This is a genomic window from Dyella sp. RRB7 (genome assembly GCF_022761115.1).
Lineage (GTDB): Bacteria > Pseudomonadota > Gammaproteobacteria > Xanthomonadales > Rhodanobacteraceae > Dyella.
In genome coordinates, this window is sequence record NZ_JAKWJS010000004.1 from 204,178 (window position 1) to 227,188 (window position 23,011).

At 66.0% G+C, this 23,011-nt stretch carries 27 protein-coding genes; 16 read left to right on the forward strand and 11 right to left on the reverse strand.

Features of this window, described 5'->3' with window-relative positions:
- Nucleotides 1–12: 12 nt before the first annotated feature.
- Complete coding sequence (locus MJ606_RS11995) at nt 13–1,293, reverse strand: hypothetical protein (RefSeq protein WP_243049749.1); 1,281 nt, start codon at nt 1,291–1,293, stop codon at nt 13–15.
- Nucleotides 1,294–1,391: 98 nt separating this feature from the next.
- Here MJ606_RS11995 and MJ606_RS12000 point away from each other — a divergent pair, with 98 nt between their 5' ends.
- The 4 genes from MJ606_RS12000 to MJ606_RS12015 all read left to right on the forward strand — a co-directional run bounded on the left by MJ606_RS12000 (nt 1,392) and on the right by MJ606_RS12015 (nt 5,277).
- The gene (locus MJ606_RS12000; RefSeq protein WP_243049750.1) at nt 1,392–2,651 is read left to right on the forward strand and encodes an FAD-dependent oxidoreductase; all 1,260 of its coding nucleotides are present in this window, start codon (nt 1,392–1,394) and stop codon (nt 2,649–2,651) included.
- Nucleotides 2,652–2,691: 40 nt separating this feature from the next.
- A complete protein-coding gene (gene gorA / locus MJ606_RS12005) occupies nt 2,692–4,038 on the forward strand; it encodes a glutathione-disulfide reductase (protein ID WP_243049751.1) in 1,347 nt (448 codons plus the stop codon).
- A 25-nt stretch (nt 4,039–4,063) separates the two neighbouring features.
- Nucleotides 4,064–4,843: an N-formylglutamate deformylase gene (gene hutG / locus MJ606_RS12010; protein WP_243049752.1), complete on the forward strand. Its 780-nt coding sequence runs from the start codon at nt 4,064–4,066 to the stop codon at nt 4,841–4,843.
- Between the two features lie 188 nt (nt 4,844–5,031).
- Nucleotides 5,032–5,277 carry a hypothetical protein gene (locus MJ606_RS12015; RefSeq protein ID WP_243049753.1) on the forward strand — a complete coding sequence of 82 codons (246 nt, stop codon included), beginning with the start codon at nt 5,032–5,034 and terminating at the stop codon, nt 5,275–5,277.
- Between the two features lie 67 nt (nt 5,278–5,344).
- Here the strand turns inward: MJ606_RS12015 and MJ606_RS12020 are convergent, their stop codons facing one another.
- The 7 genes from MJ606_RS12020 to asnS form a co-directional block, all read right to left on the reverse strand.
- The gene (locus MJ606_RS12020; protein WP_243049754.1) at nt 5,345–5,764 is read right to left on the reverse strand and encodes a Rid family hydrolase; all 420 of its coding nucleotides are present in this window, start codon (nt 5,762–5,764) and stop codon (nt 5,345–5,347) included.
- Nucleotides 5,761–6,429 (reverse strand): carbonate dehydratase, encoded by a 669-nt coding sequence (can, locus tag MJ606_RS12025; protein WP_243049755.1) that lies wholly within the window; start codon nt 6,427–6,429, stop codon nt 5,761–5,763. Before can ends, MJ606_RS12020 begins: the two co-directional genes overlap by 4 nt.
- 10 nt (nt 6,430–6,439) lie before the next feature.
- On the reverse strand, nt 6,440–7,891 hold the full coding sequence (locus MJ606_RS12030) for an aldehyde dehydrogenase (protein WP_243049756.1): 1,452 nt from the start codon (nt 7,889–7,891) through the stop codon (nt 6,440–6,442).
- Between the two features lie 61 nt (nt 7,892–7,952).
- Nucleotides 7,953–8,741, reverse strand: coding sequence for an SDR family oxidoreductase (locus tag MJ606_RS12035; protein ID WP_243049757.1), 789 nt, complete (start codon nt 8,739–8,741; stop codon nt 7,953–7,955).
- A gap of 24 nt (nt 8,742–8,765) precedes the next feature.
- Nucleotides 8,766–9,080 (reverse strand): hypothetical protein, encoded by a 315-nt coding sequence (locus MJ606_RS12040; protein ID WP_243049758.1) that lies wholly within the window; start codon nt 9,078–9,080, stop codon nt 8,766–8,768.
- Nucleotides 9,081–9,116: 36 nt separating this feature from the next.
- Entirely contained in the window at nt 9,117–9,989 is an 873-nt protein-coding gene (locus tag MJ606_RS12045; RefSeq protein ID WP_243049759.1) for a MalM family protein, read from the reverse strand.
- Nucleotides 9,990–10,005: 16 nt separating this feature from the next.
- Entirely contained in the window at nt 10,006–11,406 is a 1,401-nt protein-coding gene (gene asnS, locus MJ606_RS12050) for an asparagine--tRNA ligase (protein WP_243049760.1), read from the reverse strand.
- 133 nt (nt 11,407–11,539) lie between these two features.
- Here asnS and MJ606_RS12055 point away from each other — a divergent pair, with 133 nt between their 5' ends.
- From MJ606_RS12055 to radA, 9 genes are all read left to right on the forward strand, one after another.
- Nucleotides 11,540–11,866: an iron-sulfur cluster assembly accessory protein gene (locus tag MJ606_RS12055; protein ID WP_243049761.1), complete on the forward strand. Its 327-nt coding sequence runs from the start codon at nt 11,540–11,542 to the stop codon at nt 11,864–11,866.
- 194 nt (nt 11,867–12,060) lie between these two features.
- Nucleotides 12,061–12,498 (forward strand): 30S ribosomal protein S6, encoded by a 438-nt coding sequence (gene rpsF / locus MJ606_RS12060; protein WP_243049762.1) that lies wholly within the window; start codon nt 12,061–12,063, stop codon nt 12,496–12,498.
- Nucleotides 12,499–12,512: 14 nt separating this feature from the next.
- Entirely contained in the window at nt 12,513–12,743 is a 231-nt protein-coding gene (gene rpsR, locus MJ606_RS12065; RefSeq protein ID WP_017462785.1) for a 30S ribosomal protein S18, read from the forward strand.
- 101 nt (nt 12,744–12,844) lie between these two features.
- A complete protein-coding gene (gene rplI / locus MJ606_RS12070) occupies nt 12,845–13,294 on the forward strand; it encodes a 50S ribosomal protein L9 (protein ID WP_243049763.1) in 450 nt (149 codons plus the stop codon).
- A 195-nt stretch (nt 13,295–13,489) separates the two neighbouring features.
- A complete protein-coding gene (locus MJ606_RS12075) occupies nt 13,490–14,917 on the forward strand; it encodes a replicative DNA helicase (RefSeq protein WP_243049764.1) in 1,428 nt (475 codons plus the stop codon).
- A 206-nt stretch (nt 14,918–15,123) separates the two neighbouring features.
- Complete coding sequence (locus tag MJ606_RS12080; RefSeq protein ID WP_243049765.1) at nt 15,124–15,276, forward strand: DUF3309 family protein; 153 nt, start codon at nt 15,124–15,126, stop codon at nt 15,274–15,276.
- Nucleotides 15,277–15,288: 12 nt separating this feature from the next.
- Nucleotides 15,289–15,504, forward strand: a complete 216-nt coding sequence (locus tag MJ606_RS12085; protein ID WP_243049766.1) for a YgdI/YgdR family lipoprotein — start codon at nt 15,289–15,291, stop codon at nt 15,502–15,504.
- A gap of 189 nt (nt 15,505–15,693) precedes the next feature.
- On the forward strand, nt 15,694–16,782 hold the full coding sequence (gene alr, locus MJ606_RS12090; RefSeq protein WP_243049767.1) for an alanine racemase: 1,089 nt from the start codon (nt 15,694–15,696) through the stop codon (nt 16,780–16,782).
- Nucleotides 16,783–16,862: 80 nt separating this feature from the next.
- A complete protein-coding gene (gene radA, locus MJ606_RS12095) occupies nt 16,863–18,245 on the forward strand; it encodes a DNA repair protein RadA (RefSeq protein ID WP_243049768.1) in 1,383 nt (460 codons plus the stop codon).
- 44 nt (nt 18,246–18,289) lie between these two features.
- On the opposite strand, the gene MJ606_RS12100 is transcribed toward radA, so the two are convergent.
- From MJ606_RS12100 to ccsA, 3 genes are read right to left on the reverse strand one after another with little or no spacing between them, the layout of a single operon-like run.
- Nucleotides 18,290–18,898, reverse strand: coding sequence for a glutathione S-transferase (locus tag MJ606_RS12100; protein WP_243049769.1), 609 nt, complete (start codon nt 18,896–18,898; stop codon nt 18,290–18,292).
- 13 nt (nt 18,899–18,911) lie between these two features.
- Nucleotides 18,912–19,769 (reverse strand): formyltetrahydrofolate deformylase, encoded by an 858-nt coding sequence (gene purU / locus MJ606_RS12105; protein ID WP_243049770.1) that lies wholly within the window; start codon nt 19,767–19,769, stop codon nt 18,912–18,914.
- Between the two features lie 5 nt (nt 19,770–19,774).
- Entirely contained in the window at nt 19,775–20,572 is a 798-nt protein-coding gene (gene ccsA / locus MJ606_RS12110; protein ID WP_243049771.1) for a cytochrome c biogenesis protein CcsA, read from the reverse strand.
- Nucleotides 20,573–20,703: 131 nt separating this feature from the next.
- Between ccsA and ffh the strand changes: the two genes are divergently transcribed.
- The 3 genes from ffh (at nt 20,704) to rimM (ending at nt 23,002) form a co-directional block, all read left to right on the forward strand.
- Complete coding sequence (ffh, locus tag MJ606_RS12115) at nt 20,704–22,086, forward strand: signal recognition particle protein (protein ID WP_243049772.1); 1,383 nt, start codon at nt 20,704–20,706, stop codon at nt 22,084–22,086.
- A 143-nt stretch (nt 22,087–22,229) separates the two neighbouring features.
- Complete coding sequence (rpsP, locus tag MJ606_RS12120) at nt 22,230–22,484, forward strand: 30S ribosomal protein S16 (RefSeq protein WP_199096083.1); 255 nt, start codon at nt 22,230–22,232, stop codon at nt 22,482–22,484.
- A 2-nt stretch (nt 22,485–22,486) separates the two neighbouring features.
- Complete coding sequence (gene rimM, locus MJ606_RS12125; protein WP_243049773.1) at nt 22,487–23,002, forward strand: ribosome maturation factor RimM; 516 nt, start codon at nt 22,487–22,489, stop codon at nt 23,000–23,002.
- Nucleotides 23,003–23,011 lie beyond the last annotated feature (9 nt).

Genomic DNA, 23,011 nt, shown 5'->3' on the forward strand with positions numbered 1-23,011 from the left:
GGTCTCGCGTTTTCATGAGCCGGGTCGATCGACGGTGAGATTGCGCAGGCTCAAGTTGTGGCCGTCCCGATCCCAGGCGGTCAGCTTGTACTGCCCCGGTCTCAGGTAAAGGGTGTTCATGCTGTCCTGGGTGAGAAACACGTAGCGGTCGGCCGGGATGGCGTCATCGCTCTCGCTGGCGTAACGCGCCTCGACCACGCACGGCAGCTGGCGCTGGCACATCTCGCTGGAGATCACCCTGGCCTGGCGTACGTCGCCGATCAGGCCGAGCCAGTGCGGCCGGCGTTGGTGGCCGGCCGGGGGCAGCACCACATCGACGTCGTGGCGCGACGGGTCCGACGTCCATACGCTGCCGCTCTCCCGGCTGACCAGGACGGAAGGGCGGTCCACCGGAAACTGCACGATCAGCTGTCGATAGAGGTCGGTGCTGGGCATCGGGCCGATGTCGCGCCAGCGCGTCTGGTCGATGGACAGCGGATCGAACCCGCTGAGCTGCTTGAGCTGCATCGCCATGGGCTGGATGGTGCCGCCGAGGTTGCCCGGCGCCTTGTCGATGTGCGCGTAGCCGGCATGCACGAACAGCCGCGCCTTGGGGTCCTTGGCGAACACCTTGCGATAAAGCAGTTGCGCCTGCCCGGCTTCGCGATCGGCCAGCGCATCGGCGTCCGATTCGTAGGCCACCACCTGGAAGCCCAGCCGGATCGCCTCGCGGATGATGTCGCCATACAGTGGCTCGTGCAGATACTCGCTGCCCGAGCTGGTGGTGGGATAGCCGCGCGCCATCAGCCCGGTGTCGGTGTTGTTGAGCGCCTCGGCGGCGAAATAGGTAAACCCTTCCGCCCGCAGCTTGGGCAGCAGGGCGAGCGTGAGCTCGCGGGTGTGCGCATCGTGGTGCGCTTCATTGATCATCACGATACGGCGGTTGGTCGCCAGCTTGGCGATTTCCTCGGCCGCATCGTTGGCCTGCCAGTCGTTGGGCGCGGGCAAGGGCACCGGCGTCTGCACCCGGTTGTCGAACGGGAAATCGATGATGGCCTCGTCGTACAGGCCCAGTTCGTCCTCCAGGGAAGCCAGCAGCTGCTGGTCGATCATGCGATCGGCCCGGGTCAGGGTCGGCATGACTTCGCGCAGATACAGGTAGCGCGCCAGTTCGTTCTTGATGTGCGCCGTCTCGGTGAACAGGTCGCGCGAGACCTGCATCTCCGAAGACGCCGTGGCGGGATGTTGCTGGCCCGCCGCCCTGAGATTCGGTGAGAGGCCCAAGGCACAGGCCACGGCACCGGCTGCCGCCATGCGCCAAGCGCTGACTATCCTGTCGGACTTCGCCACATACCTGTACATCGCTCACTCCCCAGGGTGAGGGTTGGGCACAGCGACGCTAGAATAGCCTCATGGATGCTTCACGCAGTGATGTGTTGATTCTTGGCGGCGGCGTTGTCGGCCTGGCCTGTGCCTACTACCTGCGAAAGTCCGGAGCTACCGTGCGGGTTTTGGAGCAGGGTACCCCGGGTTGCGGCAGTTCGCACGGCAATTGCGGAACGATCACCCCCAGCCATGCCCCGCCCCTGGCCATGCCCGGCATGCTTGGCGTGGCGTTGCGCTCGATGCTCCGCGCCGATGCGCCGCTTTATATCAATCCCCGTTTCGATGGACGCCGCCTGCGCTGGCTGCTGGGTTTTGCCCGGCACTGCAACTGGCGCGACTTCGAACAAGCCGCGCAGGCGCGCTCGGCCATCCTGCAGCACTCACGCGCCCTGTTGCCGGGGCTGGTGAGGGACGAGGGGCTCGACTGCGAGTTCGGCGAAGGCGGCGTGCTCTACGTCTACCGCACCGACCGCGCGCTGCAGGCGGATGAGCACCATCACGCGCAGGTACTCGATCGGCTCGGCGTGGAAGTCCAGCGCTTGCATGGCGACGAGGTGGAAGCGATGGAGCCGGCGCTGAAGCCCGGCGTGGTCGGTGGCCTGTTCCATCCGGGCGACGCCCGTCTGCGCCCCGACCGCTACGCGGCGGAGTTGGCGCGACGCGTGGTGGAGCTGGGTGGCTCGATCGAGACCGCCGCGCGCATCGATCACTTCGGCACCCAGGACGGACGCATCGACCATGTGCGCACCACGCGCGGCGTCTTCCGCGGCGACCGCGTGGTGATGGCGCTGGGCGCGTGGTCGCCCCTGATGGGCAAGCTGCTGGGCCTGCATCTGCCCATGCAGCCGGGCAAGGGCTATTCGCTCACCTACACGCGCCCAACGCTGGCGCCGCGTCATGCGCTGGTGCTGCGCGAGGCGTCGGTATGCGTCACCACCTGGGACAGCGGATTCCGCCTGGGCAGCACCATGGAATTCTCCGGTTATGCCGAAGGACTCAATCGCACCCGCCTGGATGCCCTGCGCCGCGGTGCCGCCGATGGGCTGTACCAGCCCGAGGGGCCGCAACTGCTGGAAGAGTGGTGGGGCTGGCGGCCGATGAGCGTGGACGAGGTGCCGATCATCGGCCCCAGTACGCGCTGGTCCAACCTGACCTATGCCACGGCGCACGGCATGCTCGGCGTGAGCATGTCGGCAGCCACCGGCGAGTTGGTGGCTTCACAGCTGCGTGGCGGCACTCCCATGATCGATCCCGCGCCTTACGCGCCAGCACGCTTCGGCGTGTAACCCTCAAGCTGCAAGCTAGCCAGCCACCAGGAAGACAAGCATGGCCGACACCTTCGATCTGATCGTACTTGGCGGCGGCTCGGGCGGGCTGGCGGCGGCCCTGCGCGCTGCCCACCATGGCGCGCGCGTGGCCCTGCTGGAACCCGGCGCGCTCGGCGGCACCTGCGTCAATGTCGGCTGCGTGCCCAAGAAGGCGCTGTGGTCTGCCGCGCAACTGGCGCAGGGACAACGGCTGGCGCTGGACTATGGTTTCGCGTCCACGCCGGGGCCGCTCGACTGGGAGCATTTCCGCCAGCTGCGGCAGGCCTATATCGGCGGCATTCGGGAACGCTATGCGAGCCGGCTGGCCGACGCCGGCATCCAGGTGCTTGCCGAGCATGGCCGCTTTGTCGCGCCGGATACGGTGGCGACTTCCAGCGGCCGCGAACTGCGCGCCAGACAAATCATCATCGCCACCGGCAGCCGGCCGCGTCGGCTCGACGTACCCGGTTTCGACCTGGGCATGGTGTCGAGCGATATCTTTGCCCTGCGGGCCTTGCCGCAGCGCATCGCCATCGTCGGCGGCGGCTATATCGCCGTGGAATTCGCCGGCCTGCTGCGTGCGCTGGGCAGTGAAGTGACGTTGCACGTGCGCGACCGCCTGCTGTCGGGTTTCGATGCGGAACTGGTGGACGCGCTGGAAGAACATCTCCGCGGGCAGGGCATCGAGATCACCCGTCAGGTGGTGGCGGGCGGCCTGCATCGCGGCACGGATGGCCTGGTGCTGGACAACGGCGTGAACAGCAGCTGCGGCCCTTATGACGCGGTGCTGTGGGCCGTCGGCAGGGTACCCAATAGCGACCAGCTTGGCCTGGATGCTGCGGGCGTGCAGGTGGATGAAGAGGGCCACGTGGTCACCGATGCCTGGCAGAGCAGCAGCGTCCCCGGCATTTCCGCGATAGGCGACGTCACCGCGCGCCAGGCACTCACGCCGGTGGCCGTGGCTGCCAGTCGGCGATTGGCCGATCGCCTGTTCGGCGGGCAACCGGAGAGTCGCCTCGACTACGAGAACATTCCCAGCGTGGTGTTCGCCGAACCGCCGATGGCGAAGCTGGGCCTCACCGAGGCCCAGGCGCGCGAACGCCACGGTGATCAGCTGCGTGTGCATCGCGCCCGTTTCACGCCCTTGCAGTGGGCGGTGGCGGGTCGCAAGGCACCGAGCCTGATGAAAATCATCTGCGTCGGCGATGACGAGCAAGTAGTAGGCATGCACGTGCTGGGCCTGGGCGCGGATGAAATGCTGCAGGGCTTCGCGGTAGCGATGAAGCTGGGCCTGCGCAAGCGCGACCTGGACCACACAGTGGCCATTCATCCCAGCTCCGCCGAGGAGCTGGTGCTGATGTCGTAGACCTCGACACCGTTAGACTTCCCTCATGAGCACCTACACCCTGCATCGCGGCACCGCGCCGCTACTGATCAGCCTGCCGCACGATGGCAGTGCCATTCCCGACGCGATCAGCGCCCGTATGCTTCCGGCCGCGCAGCGCTCGGTGGATACCGATTGGCATGTCGGCCGCCTCTACCAGCCGCTGGCCGACGCCCTGGGTGCCAGCGTGCTGCGGCCGGTGGCGTCGCGTTACGTGATCGATCTCAACCGTCCAGCCGACGGTCAGGCGCTGTACCCGGGGCGGCGCGAAACCGGCCTTGTTTCAACCATCGGTTTCGACGGGCAGCCGCTCTATCGCGATGGCGCCGAGCCTTCGGCGGACGAAATTCAACGGCGGGTAAACGAATTCTGGCGCCCTTATCATGGCGCGCTATCGCAAGAACTTGATCGCCTGCTCGCCGAGCATGGCCGCGTGGTGCTGTGGGAAGGGCATTCCATCCGCAGTCGCGTGCCCATGCTGTTCGAAGGCCAGTTGCCCGACTTCAACCTCGGCACGGCCGATGGCGCCAGTTGCACGCCCGCGTTGCAGGCGAAGTTGCAGTCCATCCTGGAAGGCCAGTCCCGATACAGCTTCGTGGTCAACGGACGCTTCAAGGGCGGCTATATCACCCGCCACTACGGGCGCCCGCAGGCCGGCGTGCAGGCGGTGCAGCTGGAGCTTGCGCAGCTCAACTACATGGACGAGGACAGCTTCGCCTACGACGAAGCCAAGGCGGCCATGTTGCAGCAGACCATCGAACAACTGCTACGCGCGTGTCTGGGTTGAGCGCAAGAAGCTTCGAGCGGCGTTAGGGAGTTGCAAAGTCAAGCTCCGCCGCGCGGGAATCTCGCTTCCGGCGATGATCAACCCGGTTTCGAAGTGCGCTGAAACATGCCATGTTTTAGCTGTCGCGCCACCCGTGTCAGCCGGGTTCCGGCCGGGTCCGCGGCATCAGACGTTCGAGGCTAATCAACATGCGTAAGTTCGCGATCGCTTCCCTGCTTGTGGCGGGTGTTGCCCTTACTGGTTCCGTGCTGGCTCAGGACGCTGCCCCGCAGGCGGCGCCCGCGACCAAGTCGGCTTCGGCCCAGCCGGCCAGTGCTTCTACCGGCAAGCATCACAAGAAGAACAAGAACACCACCACCAACGGTCAGCCGGGCGGCAAGTCCGCCAAGAAGTCGGCCAAGGCCACGCTGCCGGCCACCACGGCCAGCCACTGATCTTCGATCAGCCCGGTTGCGCAAAACCCCGACGCCACCACGTCGGGGTTTTTGTTTGCGCATCGGCTCAGCGGCGCAAGGCCGCGATGCACTTGAGTTCGATCGCAATCGGCGTGGGCAGCGCAGTGATGCCCAGCGTGGTGCGGCAGGCATCGACGCCGGCGAAGTACTCCGCGTAAAGCCGGTTGTAGATGGGAAAGTCGCGTGCCATGTCGGTGAGAAACACCGTCACGTCGACCAGGTCCTCCCAGCGCGCGCCACTGGCTTCCAGCACCGCGCGGACGTTGGCGAACACCTGGCGGCACTGTGCCTCGATGTCGTAACCGACCAGCGTGCCCTGGGCATCATGCACATTGCCGGGAATGACGTTGGTTCCCGGCGTGCGCGGACCCACGCCGGAGAGAAACAGCAGGTCGCCCACGCGCCGTGCGTGTGGATAGGCACCGACCGGCGCCGGCGCCTGTTCGGTGCGTACGACATCGCTCATCGATTGAACTCGGGCACGGTGCCAAGGCGCTGCAGCGCGCTTTGGTAGGCGGGCCACAACTCCTCGCGTGCGCTGACGTGCATGCCCAGATCGTTCACGTGGCCGTCGAACAGGCTGTAGCACCAGGCGTGCACGGACAGTTTCTGGCCGCGCTCCCAGGCGTCCATCACCATCGTGGTATGGCAGACGTTGACCACCTGCTCGATCGCGTTGAGCTCGCACAGGCGGCTGTTGCGCAGGTGCATCATGTCGATGGAGGACAGCATCGTGGAGTGCTTCTGCGCCACGTCGCCGACATGGCGCAGCCAGTTGTCGACCAGGCCGAGGCGGCGTTCGTCCAGCACCGCCTGCACGCCGCCGCAGCCATAGTGGCCCACCACCAGGATGTGCTCGACCTTGAGCACGTCGACGGCGAACTGGATGGTGCTGAGGCAGTTGAGGTCGGTATGCGACACCACGTTGGCGACGTTGCGCTGCACGAAGATGTCGCCCGGCGGCAGATCCACGATCTGCGTGGCCGGCACGCGCGAATCGGAGCAGCCGATCCACAGGTACTTCGGCGCCTGCTGCTGGGCGAGGCGTTCGAAGAATCGCGGGTCCTGCGCGCGCACGGCGGCCGACCATGCACGGTTGCTGTCGATCAGGTTCTGTAGCGGGCTTTTCACGGCGGTATTCTCAATAGCGTATGCAGATGTTTTTCGGTTCGGTGAAGAAGCGCAGCGCTTCCGTGCCGCCTTCGCGGCCAAGCCCGGATTGCTTGGTGCCGCCGAAGGGCGTGCGCAGGTCGCGCAGCAGCCAGCAGTTGATCCACACGATGCCGAAGTCCAGTTGCGCGCCGAAGCGGTGCGCGCGGGACAGCTCGCGCGTCCACACCGAGGCGGCCAGGCCATAGCCGGAACCGTTGGCGATGGCCAGCGCGTCGTCCTCGTCCTCGAACGGGATCAGGCTGACCACCGGGCCGAAGATTTCGTGCTGATTGGTGACGGCATCATTGCCCAGGCCCTCGATGACCGTGGGCGCCACGAACCAGCCTTCGGCGCAGCGATCGGGCACCGTCACCGCATGGCCACCGCACAGCACGCGGCCACCTTCGGCGCGCGCCTGCGCGATGCAGCCCAGGACCTTGTCGAAATGCTCCCGCGATACCAGCGCGCCGAGATCGCTGGCGCTGTCATGCGGATCGCCCACGCGCAGCGCCTGCACGCGGGCCAGGTAGCGCTCGCGGAAGGCGTCGTAGATGGAGCGCTGCACCAGCAGGCGCGAGCCGCACAGGCAGATTTCGCCCTGGTTGGCGAAGCCCGAGCGCACGATGGTGTCGAGGTTCGCATCGCTCAGCTCCGCATCTTCGAACACTACGGCAGGATTCTTGCCGCCGAGTTCCAGCGACAGTTTCTTGAATTGCGGCGCCGCGGCGGTGGCGATCTGCGCGCCGGTGCGCGTGCTGCCGGTAAACGACACCGCTTTCACCGCCGGGTGTTCGACGATGGCCTGACCCACACTGGGGCCACGGCCTTGCACGATGTTCAGCACGCCGGGCGGGAAGCCTGCTTCGATGCTCAGCTCACCCAACAGGGCGGCGGTGCAGGGCGTGATCTCCGACGGCTTGGCCACCACCGCGTTGCCGGCCGCGAGTGCCGGTGCGATTTTCCAGGTGAACAGGTACAGCGGCAGGTTCCACGGGCTGATGCAACCGACCACGCCCAGCGGCTGGCGCAGCGTGTAGTTGATCGCGCCGATTTCCATCGCGTGCGATTCGCTGCTCCACGGCACGATGGCGGCGGCGAAGTAGCGCAGGTTGGACACGGCGCGTGGAATATCGAGACTGCGCGCCAGGCTCAGTGGCTTGCCGTTGTCGCGCGACTCCAGCGCCGCGAAATCCTCCAGGCGTGCCTCGATCAGGTCGGCCAGCCGGTGCAGCAAGCGGGCGCGCTGCTCGGCGGGCGTGGCGCCCCAGCCGGGAGCGGCGCGCTGCGCAGCGGCCACGGCATCGGCGACATCGTCAGGCGAAGAGTCCGGGCATCGCGCAAACACCCGGCCGATCGCGGGCTCGAACACGTCCAGCCAGCGATCATTGCGTGGCGCCTGCAGGCGACCGTCGATCAGGTTGGCGAGGCGCAGGTTTGGCATCGGCGCAAGCTTAAGGCCAGTGCCGGCCAATTGCACCGGACGCAGGCGTATCCTGGCGCGCTCAGCTCAGCGAGCGCGTCCGTCCGCCATCCACCGCAATGCTCACGCCGTTGACGTAAGCGGCCGCCGGCGTGCACAGGAACGCCACCACCGAGGCCACTTCCGCCGCCTCGGCGAAGCGGCGCGCCGGCACGGTGGACAGCATGGCCTGCGCCACCTCGTCTTCGCTGCGGCCGCTGCTGCGCGCCTGCGCGGCGAGCAGGCTATCCAGCCGGGCGGTGCGGGTGTAGCCGGGCAACACGTTGTTGACGGTGATGCCATCGGCCGCCAGTTCGCCCGCAAGCGTTTTGGCCCACGCCGCTACGGCCGCGCGCACGGTGTTGGACACGCCCAGGCCGGCGACCGGCTCCTTCACCGAGGTGGAGATGACGTTGACGATGCGCCCGTAGCCACTCGCCTTCATGCCGGGCAGCAGTGCCTGCACCAGCGTCTGGCCGGCCAGCAGGTGTTGGCGGAAGGCTGTCTCGAAGGCTTCCGTGTCGGCGGCATAGGCCGGGCCGGCCGGCGGACCGCCGGTGTTGTTGACCAGGATGTCGATCGGTTGATCGGCCACGATGTCGGCCAGCGCCAGGCGCAGGTTGTCCGTCTGCTGCATGTCCACCGCAAACCAGCGGTGTCGCTGGCCGTGACGATGGGGCAGGGCATCGGCCACGGCCTTCAGCGCATCGGGCGAACGGGCCAGCACGGTGACGCTGGCGCCCAGCTCGGCCAGTTCGATCGCGCTGGCGCGACCGATGCCCTGCGAAGCACCGCATACCAGGGCATGACGTCCACTCAGGTCCAGCAACATGACGGGCTCCTTAGGGGAGTGAAACTAGCGTGCGTTGAGTTGGATGCCGAGCGCACCGAACCAGCAGGCCCAGGCCACCCACAGACTGTAGCGCCAGGCCAGTCGCCAGCGCGTGACGGCGTGGTCTTCCAGCGCGGGCAACACCGGCGAGCGCAACGCCAGCTGCAGGCGCATCCAGGTGCGCAGCAGGCTGGCCTTCTGGCCATCGGCTTCGGCAATGATCTGCCACTCGTGCGGATGTTTGCGGCGCAGCAGCGAAGCGACGCGGTACTGCGCCGCGAAATGCAGCAGAAAGCAGGCGACGCCGGCCATCAGAAGTGTCAGGTAAAACGCGATCATGCCGTGCCTGTCTTGGGTGGGCCGGGAGTGGCGTCGTCAACTCTTCGACGAGCTGCCAGCGTCCGACGGAGGGTTGCTGTTCTTGTCCGTGCCGTTGGACGTATCGGTCTTGCTGTCGTTGCCGCTGCCCGACGCGCCGGGCAGCGGAATCACGTTGCGCAGCGTGCTCAGCACGCCGTTGCCCGGCGCGGGCTTGGCACAGATGGCGTTGTCGACGGCATCCTTGTAGGTCTTGTCCATCATGCCGAGCCATACGGTGCCATCCGGGCCATGCGGCACCTTGAAGGTGCCGGCCGCCGCCATCTTTACCGGCGCTTCGGCGGAGAACGCCGCCGGGGATTGCTCCCAGTAGGTGCTGCCCGCCTGCTGCTTGGCCGAGCTGTACAGCACCAGGTAACGCGCGCGCTTGTCGGTGACTTCGATGCTGCCGAACGCGCCGGTGCTTTCATCGGTCCAGCCCATGTGCTCGCACAGGCCTACGTCCTGTGTGTTGATCGGCTGGAATGCATCGTCCAGCACCACCGCCGTGGGGGCGAACAGATAGCTTGCACGCAGCCAGCGCCCGTTCAATTCCGACTTGAAGGCGATGCGATAGGGAAACTGGGTTTCGCGCGGCAACGCAAAGGCGAGGAAATAGCTGCGCTCGCCATTGAGGTTGGCGACCATGCTGCCCGGCCCCAGGACGAATTTCTTCGGCTGCCAGGGCAGCGTGTTCTGGAACGAGAAATCCGCAAACGTGGTGCAGCAGGGGGTGGCCTGCTGCAACTTGGCCTTGGCCTGGTCGAGGCTGGTGCTGCTGTCTTCGGGGGGCCGCAGGTTCGGCGGCACCAGCGCTTTCACGCTGTGGCAGCCGCCGATGAAAACGGCGACGAAGACGAGGGCGGTGGCAGCGATCAGGCGATAGCGCATAAGAGGGTCGTGCGGATCAGAATTCCGCCGTCCCCGCCGCGCGCGGATAGGGGATGGCGTCACGGATGTTGGACAAGCCGCACACATAGACCAGCAGGCGTTCGAAGCCGAGGCCGAAGCCCGCGTGCGGCACGGTGCCGTAACGGCGCAGGTCACGATACCAGCCGTAGGTGGCCGGATCGAGGCCGAACTGGACCATGCGGCGGTCGAGATAGTCCAGGCGCTCCTCGCGCTGGCTGCCGCCGATGATCTCGCCGATGCCCGGGGCCAGCACGTCCATCGCGGCGACGGTCTTTTCGTCGTCGTTGAGGCGCATGTAGAACGCCTTGATCTGCTCGGGGTAGTTCATCACCACCACCGGGCGGCCGACGTGCTTCTCGGCCAGATAGCGCTCGTGCTCGGTCTGCAGGTCGATGCCCCAGGCGACCGGGAACTCGAACTTCTGGCCGGACTTCTTGAGGATCTCCACCGCCTCGGTGTAGTCGATGCGTTCGAACGGCTGCGCGATGAAGGCTTCGAGGCGGCTGATGGCATCGGGCTGCACGCGCTCGGCGAAGAACGCCATGTCGTCCGGGCGCTCCTCCAGCACGGCCTTGAAGATCGCCTTGAGGAAACCCTCGGCGCAATCGGCGTCGGCATTGAGATCGGCAAAGGCGATTTCCGGCTCCACCATCCAGAACTCGGCCAGGTGGCGCGGCGTGTTGGAGTTTTCGGCGCGGAAGGTGGGGCCGAAGGTATATACCTTGCTCATCGCCAGGCAGTAGGCCTCGACGTTGAGCTGGCCCGACACGGTAAGGAAGGCTTCGCGGCCGAAGAAATCCTTGCGGAAATCGATCTTGCCGTTCTCGGTGCGCGGCAGGTTGGCCAGGTCCAGCGTCGACAGGCGGAACATGTCGCCCGCGCCTTCGGCATCGGAGGTGGTGATGATCGGCGTGTTGATCCAGAAGAAGCCCTGGCTGGTGAGCCAGCGGTGGATCGCCGTCATCATGGTGTGGCGCACGCGGGTGACCGCGCCGAACAGATTGGTGCGCGGGCGCAGGTGCGCCACTTCGCGCAGGAACTCCATCGAATGCTGCTTGGGCTGGATCGGGTAGGTTTCCGGATCGTCCACGAAGCCGGTAACGACCACGTCGCTGGCCTGGATCTCGAAACGCTGGCCCTTGCCCTGCGAGGCCACCAGCGTGCCGGTGATGATCACGCCCGCGCCGGCGGTGAGGTGCTTCACCTCGCTCTCGTAATTGGCCAGCTGGTCGGTAACCACGGCCTGGATCGGGTCGAAGCAGGAGCCGTCGCTCACATTCACGAAGGACAGGCCAGCCTTGGAATCGCGCCGGGTGCGGACCCAGCCACGGACCGTCACGATGCTGCCGGCTTCGATGCTGCCGGAGAGAGCCTGTTTGACGCTAACCACCGTCATGGATTGAAACTCCTGCTGGGCGCCGCATATCGGACGCGTAAGACGAACTCGGCATGATAATGTACGCATCGTTCAGGTAGCGACCCTTCGCACCCGACTCCGACCATCGAAACCACCGGTAGTTGCACTGCCCATGACCATCACGATCACCCCCGCCGCCAGCGAACGCATGCGCAATTTCCTTGCCGGTACCCCCGGCGCCGCGGGCGTGCGCTTTGGCGTCAAGCGCACGGGTTGCTCGGGTTTCGGCTACGTGGTCGATCTGGCCGACGCCGTGGGCGAGGGCGATCAGCTGGTCGACGTGGACGGCGTGCCGCTCATCGTGGACGGCAAGAGCCTGCCGCTGGTCGACGGCACGGTGATCGATTTCCAGCGCCAGGGGTTGAACGCGGCCTTTGTGTTCCACAACCCCAACGCCACCGGCGAGTGCGGCTGCGGCGAGAGCTTTACGGTCGGCTGAGGCGGCCCGTTTCGCACCGGCCCGCGCGGCGCTAGGTAAGCCCCGGTTTTTCAACCACTTGCCTCCATCCTCTTAACTACCTTACAATTCCGCTTCTGTCCGTTCCCCAAGGGACCGGATGGAACCTTGCCTCACCGCATAGGGCGGGAGGCTGCGAGGCCATAACGGCCGCATCCACAAGGAGTTACCCAACAATGTCCCTGCGACATTACGAAGTCGTGTTTCTGGTCCACCCTGACCAGAGCGAGCAGGTTCCGGCGATGATCGAGCGCTACAAGGCGTTGATCGAGACCGACGGCGGCAAGATCCACCGCCTGGAAGACTGGGGCCGTCGCCAGCTGGCGTACCCCATCGTGAACCTGGCCAAGGCTCACTACGTCATGCTCAACATCGAAGTCAGCCAGAACGCGCTGAACGAGCTGGAGTCGGGCTTCCGCTTCAACGACGCCGTGCTGCGCCACCTCGTGATCCGTCGCGACGAGGCCGACACCGAGCAGTCGTTCATCCTCAAGAGCAAGGAAAAGGATGACGCCAAGTCCTCGCGCCGTCGCGACGACGACAGCGATGGTGATGAGCGTCCGGCCCGTCGCGACCGCGATGACCGTGACAACGATCGCGACAGCGACGACTGATCAGGAGCACAGACATGTCCAAGTTCTTCCGCCGCCGCAAGTTCTGCCGCTTCACGGCCGAAAAGGTCAAAGAGATCGACTACAAGGATCTCAACACCCTGCGCCAGTACGTGACCGAGAACGGCAAGATCGTTCCCAGCCGCATCACCGGCACCAAGGCCCGCTACCAGCGTCAGCTGGCGACCGCCATCAAGCGCGCTCGCTTCCTGGCCCTGCTGCCGTACACCGACAACCACGACGTCTGATCGTGGCTCACGCCCGGCCGAAAGCCGGGCGTGATTCAACTCTTCGGACAACCGTCCACGGCTGCGCCGGGCCACACCGGTGCTAACGAAAAGGAACCATCATGCAGCTCATTCTTCTCGAGAAAGTCCGCAACCTCGGCAACCTTGGCGACAAGGTCAATGTGAAGCCGGGTTACGGCCGTAACTACCTCCTGCCGCAGGGCAAGGCCGTGCCGGTCACCGCCGCCAACCTCGAAGCCTTCGAGAAGCGTCGCGCCGAGTATGAAGCCAAGGCCCACGCCCAGCTGTCGGGCGCCGAAGGCCGCAAGGCCAAGCTGGAAGGCGTCTCGGTGACGATCACCGCGAACGCCAGCCCGGAAGGCAAGCTGTACGGCTCGGTCGGCCCGCGCGAAATCGCCGAGGCCCTGCAGGCCGCCGGTCACGACGTCCACAAGGGCGAAGTGATCCAGGGCGAAGGCCCGATCCGCAACACCGGCGAGTTCACCGCCGTGATCGCGCTGCACGCCGACGTGCAGACCCAGGTCGCGGTGATCGTGGTCGGCGAAAAGTAAGCCGTCCCATCGCCAATGCTGTACCCGGACGGGCGCCCCTGGGCGCCCGTCTGCTTTTGTGCCAGTACTTATCCACTGCTGCACACAGCTTATCCACAGAGTTATGGTCTCGCGACCTGAGATGGCGCCGCGTATGCTCTGTACCCAACGTCATGCCACCGGCGAATGCGTGCCGGTCCGCTGCGAGGAATCTTGATGCCCTTCGTTTCTGATCGTTCCGATCGCCCGGAGCGCCGCGGTCGTTCCGAGCGCAAGCCTCCTTCCAACATCGACGCGCTGCGCGTGCCGCCGAATTCGGTCGACGCGGAGCAGGCCGTGCTGGGTGGCCTGATGCTGTCCCCGGACTCGTTGGACAAGGTGGCCGATCGCCTGAGCGAGCAGGACTTCTACCGCAAGGACCACCGCCTGATCTGGCGCGCCATCACCGAGCTGGCGGGCAAGGGCATGCCGTGCGATGCGGTGACCCTGGGCGATTGGTTCGAGGCCAACGGCCTGGGCGAGATGATCGGTGGCGCCTCCTACCTGATCGAACTGGCCAACACCACGCCGAGCGCGGCGAACATTGCCGCCTATGCGGAAATCGTGCGCGAGAAGTCGGTGCTGCGCCAGCTGATCGACGCCGGCACGGGCATCGCCGAGGACGGCTATCGGCCCGAAGGGATGGGCGTGCAGGAGGTGCTCGAACGCGCCGAGCAGGCGGTGTTCAAGATCGCCGAGTCGGGCGCCCGCGGCAAGAAAGATACGGTGTCGATGCGCGAGGCGGTCAAGGACGCGTTCCGCATCCTGTCCGAGCGCTTCGAGAACAAGGGCCAGCTCACCGGCGTTTCCACCGGCTTTTCCGATCTGGACGAGCTCACCTCGGGCCTGCAGCCCTCCGACCTGATCATCGTCGCGGCGCGTCCCTCGATGGGCAAGACGGCGTTCTCGGTGAACATCGCCGAAGCGGTCGCCATGCGTGGCAAAAAGCCGGTGGCGATCTTCTCGATGGAAATGTCGGCCTCGCAGCTGGCCTTCCGCATGATTTCCTCGGTCGGCCGCATCCACGCGCAGCACCTGCGTAACGGCGACCTGGCCGAAGAGGACTGGCCGCGCGTCACCAACGCCATCGCGCTGCTCTCCGAGGCGAAGATCTTCATCGACGATACGCCCGGTCTCTCGCCGGTGGAAATGCGCTCGCGCTCGCGTCGACTGCATCGCGAGCACGGCGGCCTTGGCCTGATCGTGATCGACTACCTGCAGCTGATGCAGGTGCCGGGCATGAAGGAAAATCGCGCGACCGAAATCTCGGAGATCTCGCGCTCGCTGAAGGGCCTGGCCAAGGAACTCAACTGTCCGGTGATCGCACTGTCGCAGTTGAACCGCTCGCTGGAACAGCGCGCCGACAAGCGCCCGATGATGTCCGACCTGCGCGAATCGGGCGCTATCGAGCAGGACGCGGACGTGATCATGTTCATCTACCGCGACGAGTACTACAACAAGGAATCGCCGGACAAGGGCCTCGCCGAAATCATCATCGGCAAGCAGCGTAACGGCCCGACCGACACGGTGAAGCTCACCTTCCTGGGGCACTACACCAAGTTCGAGAACTACGCGCCCGACTCCTTTGTCGGCGCCTTCGAATAAGCTGGCGATCCGCACGACGATCCGGCGTGCCATTCCACCACGGTGGAGTGGCCGCGATGCCGTGCCGATGGGTTTAGGCACCATTCCGCTTGCGGAATCCCGCCTGTACCAGGGGCGCTCTATGCACGCCGTGCACATCATGCACCTGGGAGATTCACATGCCTGGGCGCAGCCTCGTAGGCGATTTTCCCAACGAGGTAAAACACATGTCGCTGATCCTGCTGCTGGTGATCGTGGTGCTTCTGCTTGGTGTCGTGCCTGCGTGGCCATATAGCCGTTCGTGGGGTTATGGGCCCAGCGGTGGGCTGGGCGTACTTCTCATCGTCCTCATCGTGTTGCTGGTGATGGGTGTCATCTGACCGGGTGCTGCCATGAACAGATCATTGATCCTGACGTGCTTGATGGGCTCCTGCATGGCGCTGGCCGGCTGCGGCAGCAGTACCCGGGTCGTGCAGAACAACGACACCTGCGGCAAGCAGATGACGGATTTGCAGAACGCATTGGCCTCGGGCGCCATGACCCGGCCGGAGTACGACAAGGCTCGTCGCGTCGCTATCGAGCGCTGCGATAGCCGCGATAACCATTGAGGGATGCGTGGCCAGTCGCCCGGAGATTGCCATGAGCGTGCCCGGGGCATGTCGTCCCCGCGACTTACGCTGCTGCTCCGTTGAGTCCGCCAGGATCGGGCGCGGCTGCTAAGCTTCATGCCACGCCCGGGCTGGCAGGCCCGTTCCCTTCAAGTTACCTATCGCGCCGTCGTTCCGCGCCAAGCAGGCATGAGTCGTACAACTGTCGCCACCATCCATCTGGGCGCGCTGCGCCATAACCTCACTCGCATCAAGGAGCTGGCCGCGCCGGCGAAGGTGATGGCAGTGGTGAAAGCCGATGCCTATGGGCACGGACTCGAGCGCGTGGCGCGTGCGCTCGATGGCGCTGCCGACGCCTTCGCGGTGGCCGCCTTGGGTGATGGCCTGCGCCTGCGCGCGGCGGGCCATCGCCAGCGCATCGTCGTGCTATCCGGCCCGGATCGCGCCAGCGATATCGCGGAAATGCAGCGCTTGAACCTCGATGCGGCGATCCATCACGAAGCGCAGCTGCACTGGCTGAACGAGGCATCGCCGGCACGTGGCGCGCTGCGCGTGTGGCTCAAGGTGGATAGCGGCATGCATCGGCTCGGCTTCGCGCCGGAGGCGGTGGCGTTCGTACATGGGCAGTTGGCGGCGATGCCGGGTATCGATCCGGAGATCGGCCTGCTCACGCATTTCGCCGAGTCGGAAGTTTTCGGCGGCTCGCAGACCCTGGCGCAGATCGCCCGTTTTGCCGAGGCGACGCATGGCCTGCGCGGGCCGCGTTCGCTGTCCAATTCCGCTGCCGTGCTTGGCTGGGCCGAGGCGCGCGGTGACTGGGTGCGTACCGGCGGCCTGCTGTACGGGCTCTCGGTGGTGGATGGCAAGACAGGGGCGGATTTTGGCTTTCGCCCGGCCATGACCTTGAGCACGCGGCTGATCGCGATCAATCGCATCGCCAAGGGCGAGCACATCGGCTACAACGGCACCTGGACCTGCCCCGAGGACATGCCGGTGGGCGTGGCGGCGGTGGGCTATGGCGATGGCTATCCACGCAGCGCGGCCGCCGGCACGCCCGTGCTGGTGGGCGATCAGCTGGTGCCGTTGATCGGTCGCGTCTCGATGGACCTGATCACGCTGGACCTGCGCCAGGCATCCGAGGCGAAGGTGGGCGACCGCGTCACCTTGTGGGGGCCCGAGCTGCCGGTGGAGATCATCGCCGCACGGGCGGGCACGATCTCCTATGACCTCACCTGCGGCATGACCCGTCGCGTGCTGTTTGTCGAAGACGAACACTGACCGCGGCCAGGGCGTCTCGCTGTTTGCGATGCACGCCCGCTAAGCTTGCTCGAATTGCGCCACCTTCCTGGGACATCCACATGGCCAAAGCCAAGACCGCCTACGTCTGTACCGATTGCGGGGCGGAGCATTCCAAGTGGCAAGGCCAGTGCATCGAGTGCGGCGCCTGGAATACCTTGAGCGAATTCGTGGTGCAGCCGGCGGTGAAATCCGCGGGCGCCGCGCGTAGCACCAGTGGTTACGCCGGGGCCGCGGCGGGCTCGCCCAAGGTGACGCCGTTGACGTCGGTGGCGCTCACGGCCGAGTCGCGCACGCTCACCGGCATCGGTGAGCTCGATCGGGTGCTGGGCGGCGGGCTGGTCGATGGGTCGGTGGTGCTGATCGGCGGCGACCCGGGTATCGGCAAGTCCACCTTGCTGTTGCAGATGCTGGGTACGCTCGGCGCGCAGCTGCCCAGTGTCTACGTCACCGGCGAGGAATCGCTGGCCCAGGTGGCGTCGCGCGCGCAGCGGCTCGATCTGCCGCTGGCGCCGTTGCATGCGCTGGCGGAAACCTGCATCGAACGCATCATCGAGCAGGCGCTGGCCCATCGCCCGCGCGTGCTGGTGATCGACTCCATCCAGACCATCTGGACCGAACTGCTCACCGCCGCGCCGGGTTCGGTGAGCCAGGTACGCGAGTCGGCGGCCAAGCTCACGCGTTTTGCGAAGGAAACGGGGACGTCGGTGTTCCTGGTCGGCCATGTGACCAAGGAGGGCGGTATCGCCGGTCCCCGCGTGCTCGAGCACATGGTGGACGCGGTGCTGTACTTCGAAGGCGAATCGGGCAGCCGCTTTCGTGTGCTGCGTGCGTTCAAGAACCGCTTTGGCGCAGTCAACGAGCTGGGCGTATTCGCCATGTCGGAGAAGGGACTTCGCGAAGTACCCAATCCCTCTGCGATCTTCCTGTCCGCCCACAGCGGCCCGACCTCGGGCAGCGCGGTGATGGTGACGCGCGAGGGTACGCGTCCGTTGCTGGTGGAAGTGCAGGCGCTGGTGGATCAATCCTCCTTGGGCAATCCGCGGCGCGTGGCGCTGGGCCTGGAGCAGAACCGCCTGGCCATGCTGCTGGCGGTATTGCATCGACATGGCGGCGTGGCCGCGTATGACCAGGACGTCTTCGTCAACGTGGTGGGCGGCATCCGCGTGCAGGAAACCGCAGCCGACCTGCCGGTGCTGCTGGCGGTGCTGTCCAGCCTGCGTGATCGACCGCTGCCCGAGAAGACCATCGCGTTCGGCGAGGTAGGCCTTTCCGGCGAAATCCGTCCCGTGCCCAATGGCGAGGAACGCCTGAAGGAAGCGGCGCATCACGGCTTCCTGCGCGCCATCGTGCCCAAGGCCAATGCGCCGAAGAAGGGAAAAGTGGGCGACATGGAAGTGGTGGCGGTGGAGCGGCTCTCGCAGGGCATCGACGCCTGCCGTTAGTGTTTTTCACTCCCGCTCTCCAGAAGGAAGCGGGAGTGAGGCGCTTACACCGGTGGCAGCGCCGCAAAATCCGGATGCTGCTCGGCGCGCGCCGAGAACGCCACCAATTGCGGATAGGCCGCTGCATCGACGGTATCCGCGACCACCAGCTGGGTAAAACCCCATGCCACGGCAATGGTGATGTCGGCCTGGCTTGGTGCATCGCCGAACAGCCAGCCTTCGACGCCATCCAGTTCGCGCTCGAGCAGGTCATAGGCTGCGTGCAACTGGCCGCGCACGCGCCGCAGCCAATCCTCGTCGCGCTTGTCCTGCGCGCGCTGGCGCTCGTACACGATCTGCACGCTCTTCTCGCTGGCGGCAAGCGCGAGGCCGATCAGGCGCAGTGCGCGCAGTCGTGCGGCGGGCTCGCGTGGCATCAGGCTGGGACGATCACTGGTGTTCTCGGCCCAGTCGATGATCAGGCTGGAGTCCACCAGTTGCGTGCCGTTGTCCAGCACCAGGGTGGGCGCCTTCACCAGCGGGTTGATCGACTGGAATGCGTCGAAGTTGCGGAACACGGACAACGAGCGATGCGTAAACGGAATGCCCAGCAAACGCAGCGAAATCGCGGCGCGGCGCACGTAGGGCGAGTCAAGCATGCCGATCAGTTCCACGGAGGTCTCCAGCTCAGGAAGTGAACACCACGGTCTTGCCGCCGTTGAGCAGCACGCGATCGTCGAGATAGAGCCGCAGCGTGCGCGCCAGTACGCGACGCTCGATATCCCGGCCGATGCGGATCAGGTCATCGGGCGTATCGCCATGGCTTACCCGCTCGATGTCCTGCTCGATGATCGGGCCTTCATCCAGGTCGGCGGTCACGAAATGGGCGGTGGCGCCAATCAGCTTGACGCCGCGCCGATGCGCCTGGTGATACGGTCGCGCGCCCTTGAAGCCGGGCAGGAAGGAGTGGTGGATGTTGATGCAGCGGCCGGACAGCCGGCTCGCCAGCTCACTCGACAGCACCTGCATGTAGCGGGCAAGCACCACCAGTTCGGCACCGCTTTGCTCGATCAGTGCCCATAGCCGTGCTTCCTGCGCCGGCTTGTCGTGCTTGCTGGTGGGCAGGTGGTGGAACGGAATGGCATCGAAGTCCAGGTGGCGATAAGTGTCGCGCGGGTGATTGGCCACGATGCCGACGATCTCCATCGGCAACTCGCCGATGCGCCAGCGATACAGCACGTCGGCCAGGCAGTGGTCGAACTTCGACACCAGCAGCAATACCCGTCGATGCCGGGTGCGGTTGCGCAGCGTCCATTGCATGGCGAAGGCATCGGCGACGCTGGCAAAGCCCGCGCGCAAGACATCCGGCGACAGGCCGGTGGACTCGAACACCAGGCGCATGAAGAAGCGTTGCGTCTCGGCATCGCCGAACTGCTGCGCCTCCACGATATTGCAGCCGCGCCCGGCCAGATGCCCCGACACCGCCGCCACGATGCCCGCGCGATCGGAGCAGGACAGGGTGAGCACGTACTGGTCGGCGGCCATGGCGCTCAGGGCGTGCGATGCAGGATCAGTTCCAGCACCGCCTTGGTGCCGAAGAAGGCCAGCAGCAGGACGCCCATGCCGATCAATGTGAGGTTCACCGCGCTACGCCCTCGCCAGCCGTGCCGCCAGCGACCATAGAGCAGGGCGCCGAACACCAGCCACGCGATGATCGACAGCACCGTCTTGTGCACCAGATGCTGGCCGAACAGGTTGTCCACGAACAGGATGCCGGTGAGCAAGGTCAGCGACAGCAGCAGGAAGCCGGCGCCGATCAGCCGGAACAGCAGCGTTTCGGTCAACGTCAGCGGCGGCAGCGCGCGCAGCCAGGGGCCGAGCTGCCGGTGGCGCAGCGCGCGCTCCTGGATGGCCAGCAGGATGGCCAGCGCGGCGGCGATGGACAGCACGCTGAAGGCGAACAACGCCACCGTCACGTGCAGCTTGATCTGCCATTCCAGCGGCTGCGGCGAGGTTGGCTGCGCCACAAAGGTATCCAGTGCCAGCAGCAGCGCGGTGAGCGGAAAAACGATCACGCCCAATGCCGCCACCGGGCGCCAGATATTCACCACCAGGGTCAGTGCCGATACCACGCAGGCCACCAGCGACAACGCCGCGAAGAAATGCAGATCCAGCGCGCCGCGATGGATGCTCAGCAGGATGCCCGCGTGGATCAGCACCGCCGCGCCGGCCAGCGACAGGGCCGAGCGGCTCAGTGGCTGCCCGCCGCTCAGCAGTGGCCGCGCCAGCCCTCCGGCAGCGGTGAGGTAGAGCACGATGGCGAGCAGGGCGAAGAGAGTGGTGGCCATGACCGAGAAGTGTAGGGGGTAAGCCGGGTGGCTGTGCAGCGGGCGGCCATCTGACGCGGTTTGGCGGGCGATGCGGGCCCGCGGGCCGACCTCCGCTATACTCTGCGATCCTCTTACGTCGCCGCATCCCTATGTTCGAGTCGCTCAGCCAACGCTTATCCGCCACCGTCAACCGCCTGCGTGGGCGCGGTCGCCTGACCGAGGAGAACATCCGCGAGTCGCTGCGCGAAGTGCGCATCGCCCTGCTGGAGGCCGACGTGGCCCTGCCGGTGGTGCAGGCGCTGATCGAGCGCGTGAAGGTGCGAGCGGTGGGCCAGGAAGTGCTCAAGAGCCTGTCGCCGGGCCAGGCGCTGGTGAAGGTGGTCAGCGACGAGCTGACCACGCTGATGGGCACGGCCAATACCGAGCTCAACCTGGCCCAGCAGCCCCCGGCGGTGGTGCTGATGGCCGGCCTGCAGGGCGCGGGCAAGACCACCACGGTGGCCAAGCTGGCCCGCTTCCTCACCGAGCGCAAGAAGAAAAAGGTGATGGTGGTGAGCTGCGACGTGTACCGTCCGGCCGCCATCGAGCAGCTGCGCACGCTGGCCGAGCAGGTGGGCGTGAAGTTCTTCCCGTCCGAGGCGGGGCAGAACCCGGTCGATATCGCCAGGAACGCCATCGCCGCCGCGCGCCGCGAAGTGGTCGACGTGCTGCTGGTCGACACCGCCGGCCGCCTGCACGTGGACGAGGCGATGATGGCGGAGATCAAGGCGCTGCACGCCGCGATCACCCCGGTCGAAACCCTGTTCGTGGTCGACTCCATGACCGGCCAGGACGCGGCCAACACCGCCAAGGCCTTTGCCGAGGCGCTGCCGCTCACCGGCGTGGTGCTGACCAAGACCGATGGCGACGCCCGCGGCGGCGCCGCGCTGTCGGTGCGCTATGTCACCGGCCGCCCGATCAAGTTCCTGGGTGCCGGCGAGAAGACCGATGCGCTGGAGCCGTTCCATCCCGACCGCGTGGCGCAGCGCATCCTCGGCATGGGCGACGTGCTGTCGCTGGTCGAGGAAGTGGAGCGCAAGGTCGACCAGGAAAAGGCGCAGAAGCTCGCCGAGAAGGTCATCAAGGGCAAGCGCTTCGATCTCAACGACATGCGCGACCAGCTCGAGCAGATGACCAACATGGGCGGCCTGGCCGGCCTGATGGACAAGCTGCCGGGCGTGTCGGGCCTGCCCGATAGCGTGAAATCCAAGGTCAACGACGGTGAGATCAAGCGCATGGTCGCGATCATCCAGTCGATGACCAAGAAGGAACGCCGCCATCCGGATCTGTTGAACGGCTCGCGCCGCGCCCGCGTGGCACGCGGTTCGGGCACCCAGCCGGCGGACGTCAACCGTCTGCTCAAGCAGTACATGCAGATGGAAAAGATGATGTCCAAGCTGTCCAAGGGCGGCAGCAAGGGCCTGCTGCGGCAGATGCGCGGCGCCATGAAGGGCATGGGCGGCATGGGTGGCGGTTTGCCGCCGATGCGCTGAGGCTGAACGGCCCGACCGGTCCTGGTGGCCGGTTTTTGCCTGCCAGGTCTTCCTTTTTTCTACAAATTCATTAAAATGCCGCGTTTACCGCGCACGGCCTCGTGCGTGCTGCCGGCATCCCGGCAATTCTGGAGCTTTTACTTATGGTCAAGATTCGTCTTTCGCGCGGCGGCGCCAAGGGCCGTCCGTTCTACCACGTCGTTGTCACCGACCAGCGCAGCAAGCGCGACGGTCGTAGCATCGAGAACGTGGGCTTCTACAACCCGGTAGCCTCGGGCAAGGACAAGCGCCTTGAGCTGAACCTCGCCCGCGTGCAGGAGTGGGTGGGCAAGGGCGCGCAGCTGACCGACAAGGTCGCCGCCCTGGTCAAGGAAGCCGGCAAGCAGCAGGCGGCCTGAGCATGACGGCAGCCGGTCGGCGCGTCCTGGTCGGACGCATCGTCGGGCTGTATGGCGTGCAGGGCTGGCTCAAGATCGAATCCTGGACCGAGCCCCGCACGCGGATCTTCAGTTACCAACCCTGGCAGCTCGTAACGGCGCCGGATGTGGCAACCGAGATCGCGGGAGTGAAAGGTCGTCCGCAGGGCAAGGGGCTTATCGCCCAGTTTCCTGGAGTGGATGGCCGCGACGCGGCGGCGGCGCTGGTGGGGCAAGACATTTATGTCGCCCGCGAGCTGCTGCCACCTCCCGGCAAGGACGAGTATTACTGGGTCGACCTCGAAGGTCTTGAGGTCGTCACCACGGAAGGCGTGGTACTGGGACGGGTCACTCACCTGTTCGCCACCGGTGCCAACGACGTCGTGGTGGTAAGGGATGAATCGCGCGAGCGGCTGATTCCTTTCGTCCAGGGTTCTTATGTGCGTTCGGTGGATTTGTCCGGCGGGCGCATGGTGGTGGACTGGGATCCTGAATTCTGAGCGCGCCTG

Excerpts from the sequence above, each read along its gene's own strand:
- MJ606_RS11995 (WP_243049749.1), bottom strand. The coding sequence starts at position 1,293 with ATGGCGGCAGCCGGTGCCGTGGCCTGTGCCTTGGGCCTCTCACCGAAT.
- rpsP (WP_199096083.1), top strand. The coding sequence starts at position 22,230 with ATGGTCAAGATTCGTCTTTCGCGCGGCGGCGCCAAGGGCCGTCCGTTC.
- purU (WP_243049770.1), bottom strand. The coding sequence starts at position 19,769 with ATGGCCGCCGACCAGTACGTGCTCACCCTGTCCTGCTCCGATCGCGCG.
- MJ606_RS12055 (WP_243049761.1), top strand. The coding sequence starts at position 11,540 with ATGACCATCACGATCACCCCCGCCGCCAGCGAACGCATGCGCAATTTC.
- rimM (WP_243049773.1), top strand. The coding sequence starts at position 22,487 with ATGACGGCAGCCGGTCGGCGCGTCCTGGTCGGACGCATCGTCGGGCTG.
- hutG (WP_243049752.1), top strand. The coding sequence starts at position 4,064 with ATGAGCACCTACACCCTGCATCGCGGCACCGCGCCGCTACTGATCAGC.
- MJ606_RS12020 (WP_243049754.1), bottom strand. The coding sequence starts at position 5,764 with ATGAGCGATGTCGTACGCACCGAACAGGCGCCGGCGCCGGTCGGTGCC.
- MJ606_RS12085 (WP_243049766.1), top strand. The coding sequence starts at position 15,289 with ATGAACAGATCATTGATCCTGACGTGCTTGATGGGCTCCTGCATGGCG.
- MJ606_RS12080 (WP_243049765.1), top strand. The coding sequence starts at position 15,124 with ATGTCGCTGATCCTGCTGCTGGTGATCGTGGTGCTTCTGCTTGGTGTC.
- MJ606_RS12015 (WP_243049753.1), top strand. The coding sequence starts at position 5,032 with ATGCGTAAGTTCGCGATCGCTTCCCTGCTTGTGGCGGGTGTTGCCCTT.
- MJ606_RS12035 (WP_243049757.1), bottom strand. The coding sequence starts at position 8,741 with ATGTTGCTGGACCTGAGTGGACGTCATGCCCTGGTATGCGGTGCTTCG.
- MJ606_RS12040 (WP_243049758.1), bottom strand. The coding sequence starts at position 9,080 with ATGATCGCGTTTTACCTGACACTTCTGATGGCCGGCGTCGCCTGCTTT.
- asnS (WP_243049760.1), bottom strand. The coding sequence starts at position 11,406 with ATGACGGTGGTTAGCGTCAAACAGGCTCTCTCCGGCAGCATCGAAGCC.
- MJ606_RS12000 (WP_243049750.1), top strand. The coding sequence starts at position 1,392 with ATGGATGCTTCACGCAGTGATGTGTTGATTCTTGGCGGCGGCGTTGTC.
- radA (WP_243049768.1), top strand. The coding sequence starts at position 16,863 with ATGGCCAAAGCCAAGACCGCCTACGTCTGTACCGATTGCGGGGCGGAG.
- MJ606_RS12075 (WP_243049764.1), top strand. The coding sequence starts at position 13,490 with ATGCCCTTCGTTTCTGATCGTTCCGATCGCCCGGAGCGCCGCGGTCGT.
- rplI (WP_243049763.1), top strand. The coding sequence starts at position 12,845 with ATGCAGCTCATTCTTCTCGAGAAAGTCCGCAACCTCGGCAACCTTGGC.
- ffh (WP_243049772.1), top strand. The coding sequence starts at position 20,704 with ATGTTCGAGTCGCTCAGCCAACGCTTATCCGCCACCGTCAACCGCCTG.
- MJ606_RS12030 (WP_243049756.1), bottom strand. The coding sequence starts at position 7,891 with ATGCCAAACCTGCGCCTCGCCAACCTGATCGACGGTCGCCTGCAGGCG.
- rpsF (WP_243049762.1), top strand. The coding sequence starts at position 12,061 with ATGTCCCTGCGACATTACGAAGTCGTGTTTCTGGTCCACCCTGACCAG.
- MJ606_RS12045 (WP_243049759.1), bottom strand. The coding sequence starts at position 9,989 with ATGCGCTATCGCCTGATCGCTGCCACCGCCCTCGTCTTCGTCGCCGTT.
- gorA (WP_243049751.1), top strand. The coding sequence starts at position 2,692 with ATGGCCGACACCTTCGATCTGATCGTACTTGGCGGCGGCTCGGGCGGG.
- ccsA (WP_243049771.1), bottom strand. The coding sequence starts at position 20,572 with ATGGCCACCACTCTCTTCGCCCTGCTCGCCATCGTGCTCTACCTCACC.
- rpsR (WP_017462785.1), top strand. The coding sequence starts at position 12,513 with ATGTCCAAGTTCTTCCGCCGCCGCAAGTTCTGCCGCTTCACGGCCGAA.
- alr (WP_243049767.1), top strand. The coding sequence starts at position 15,694 with ATGAGTCGTACAACTGTCGCCACCATCCATCTGGGCGCGCTGCGCCAT.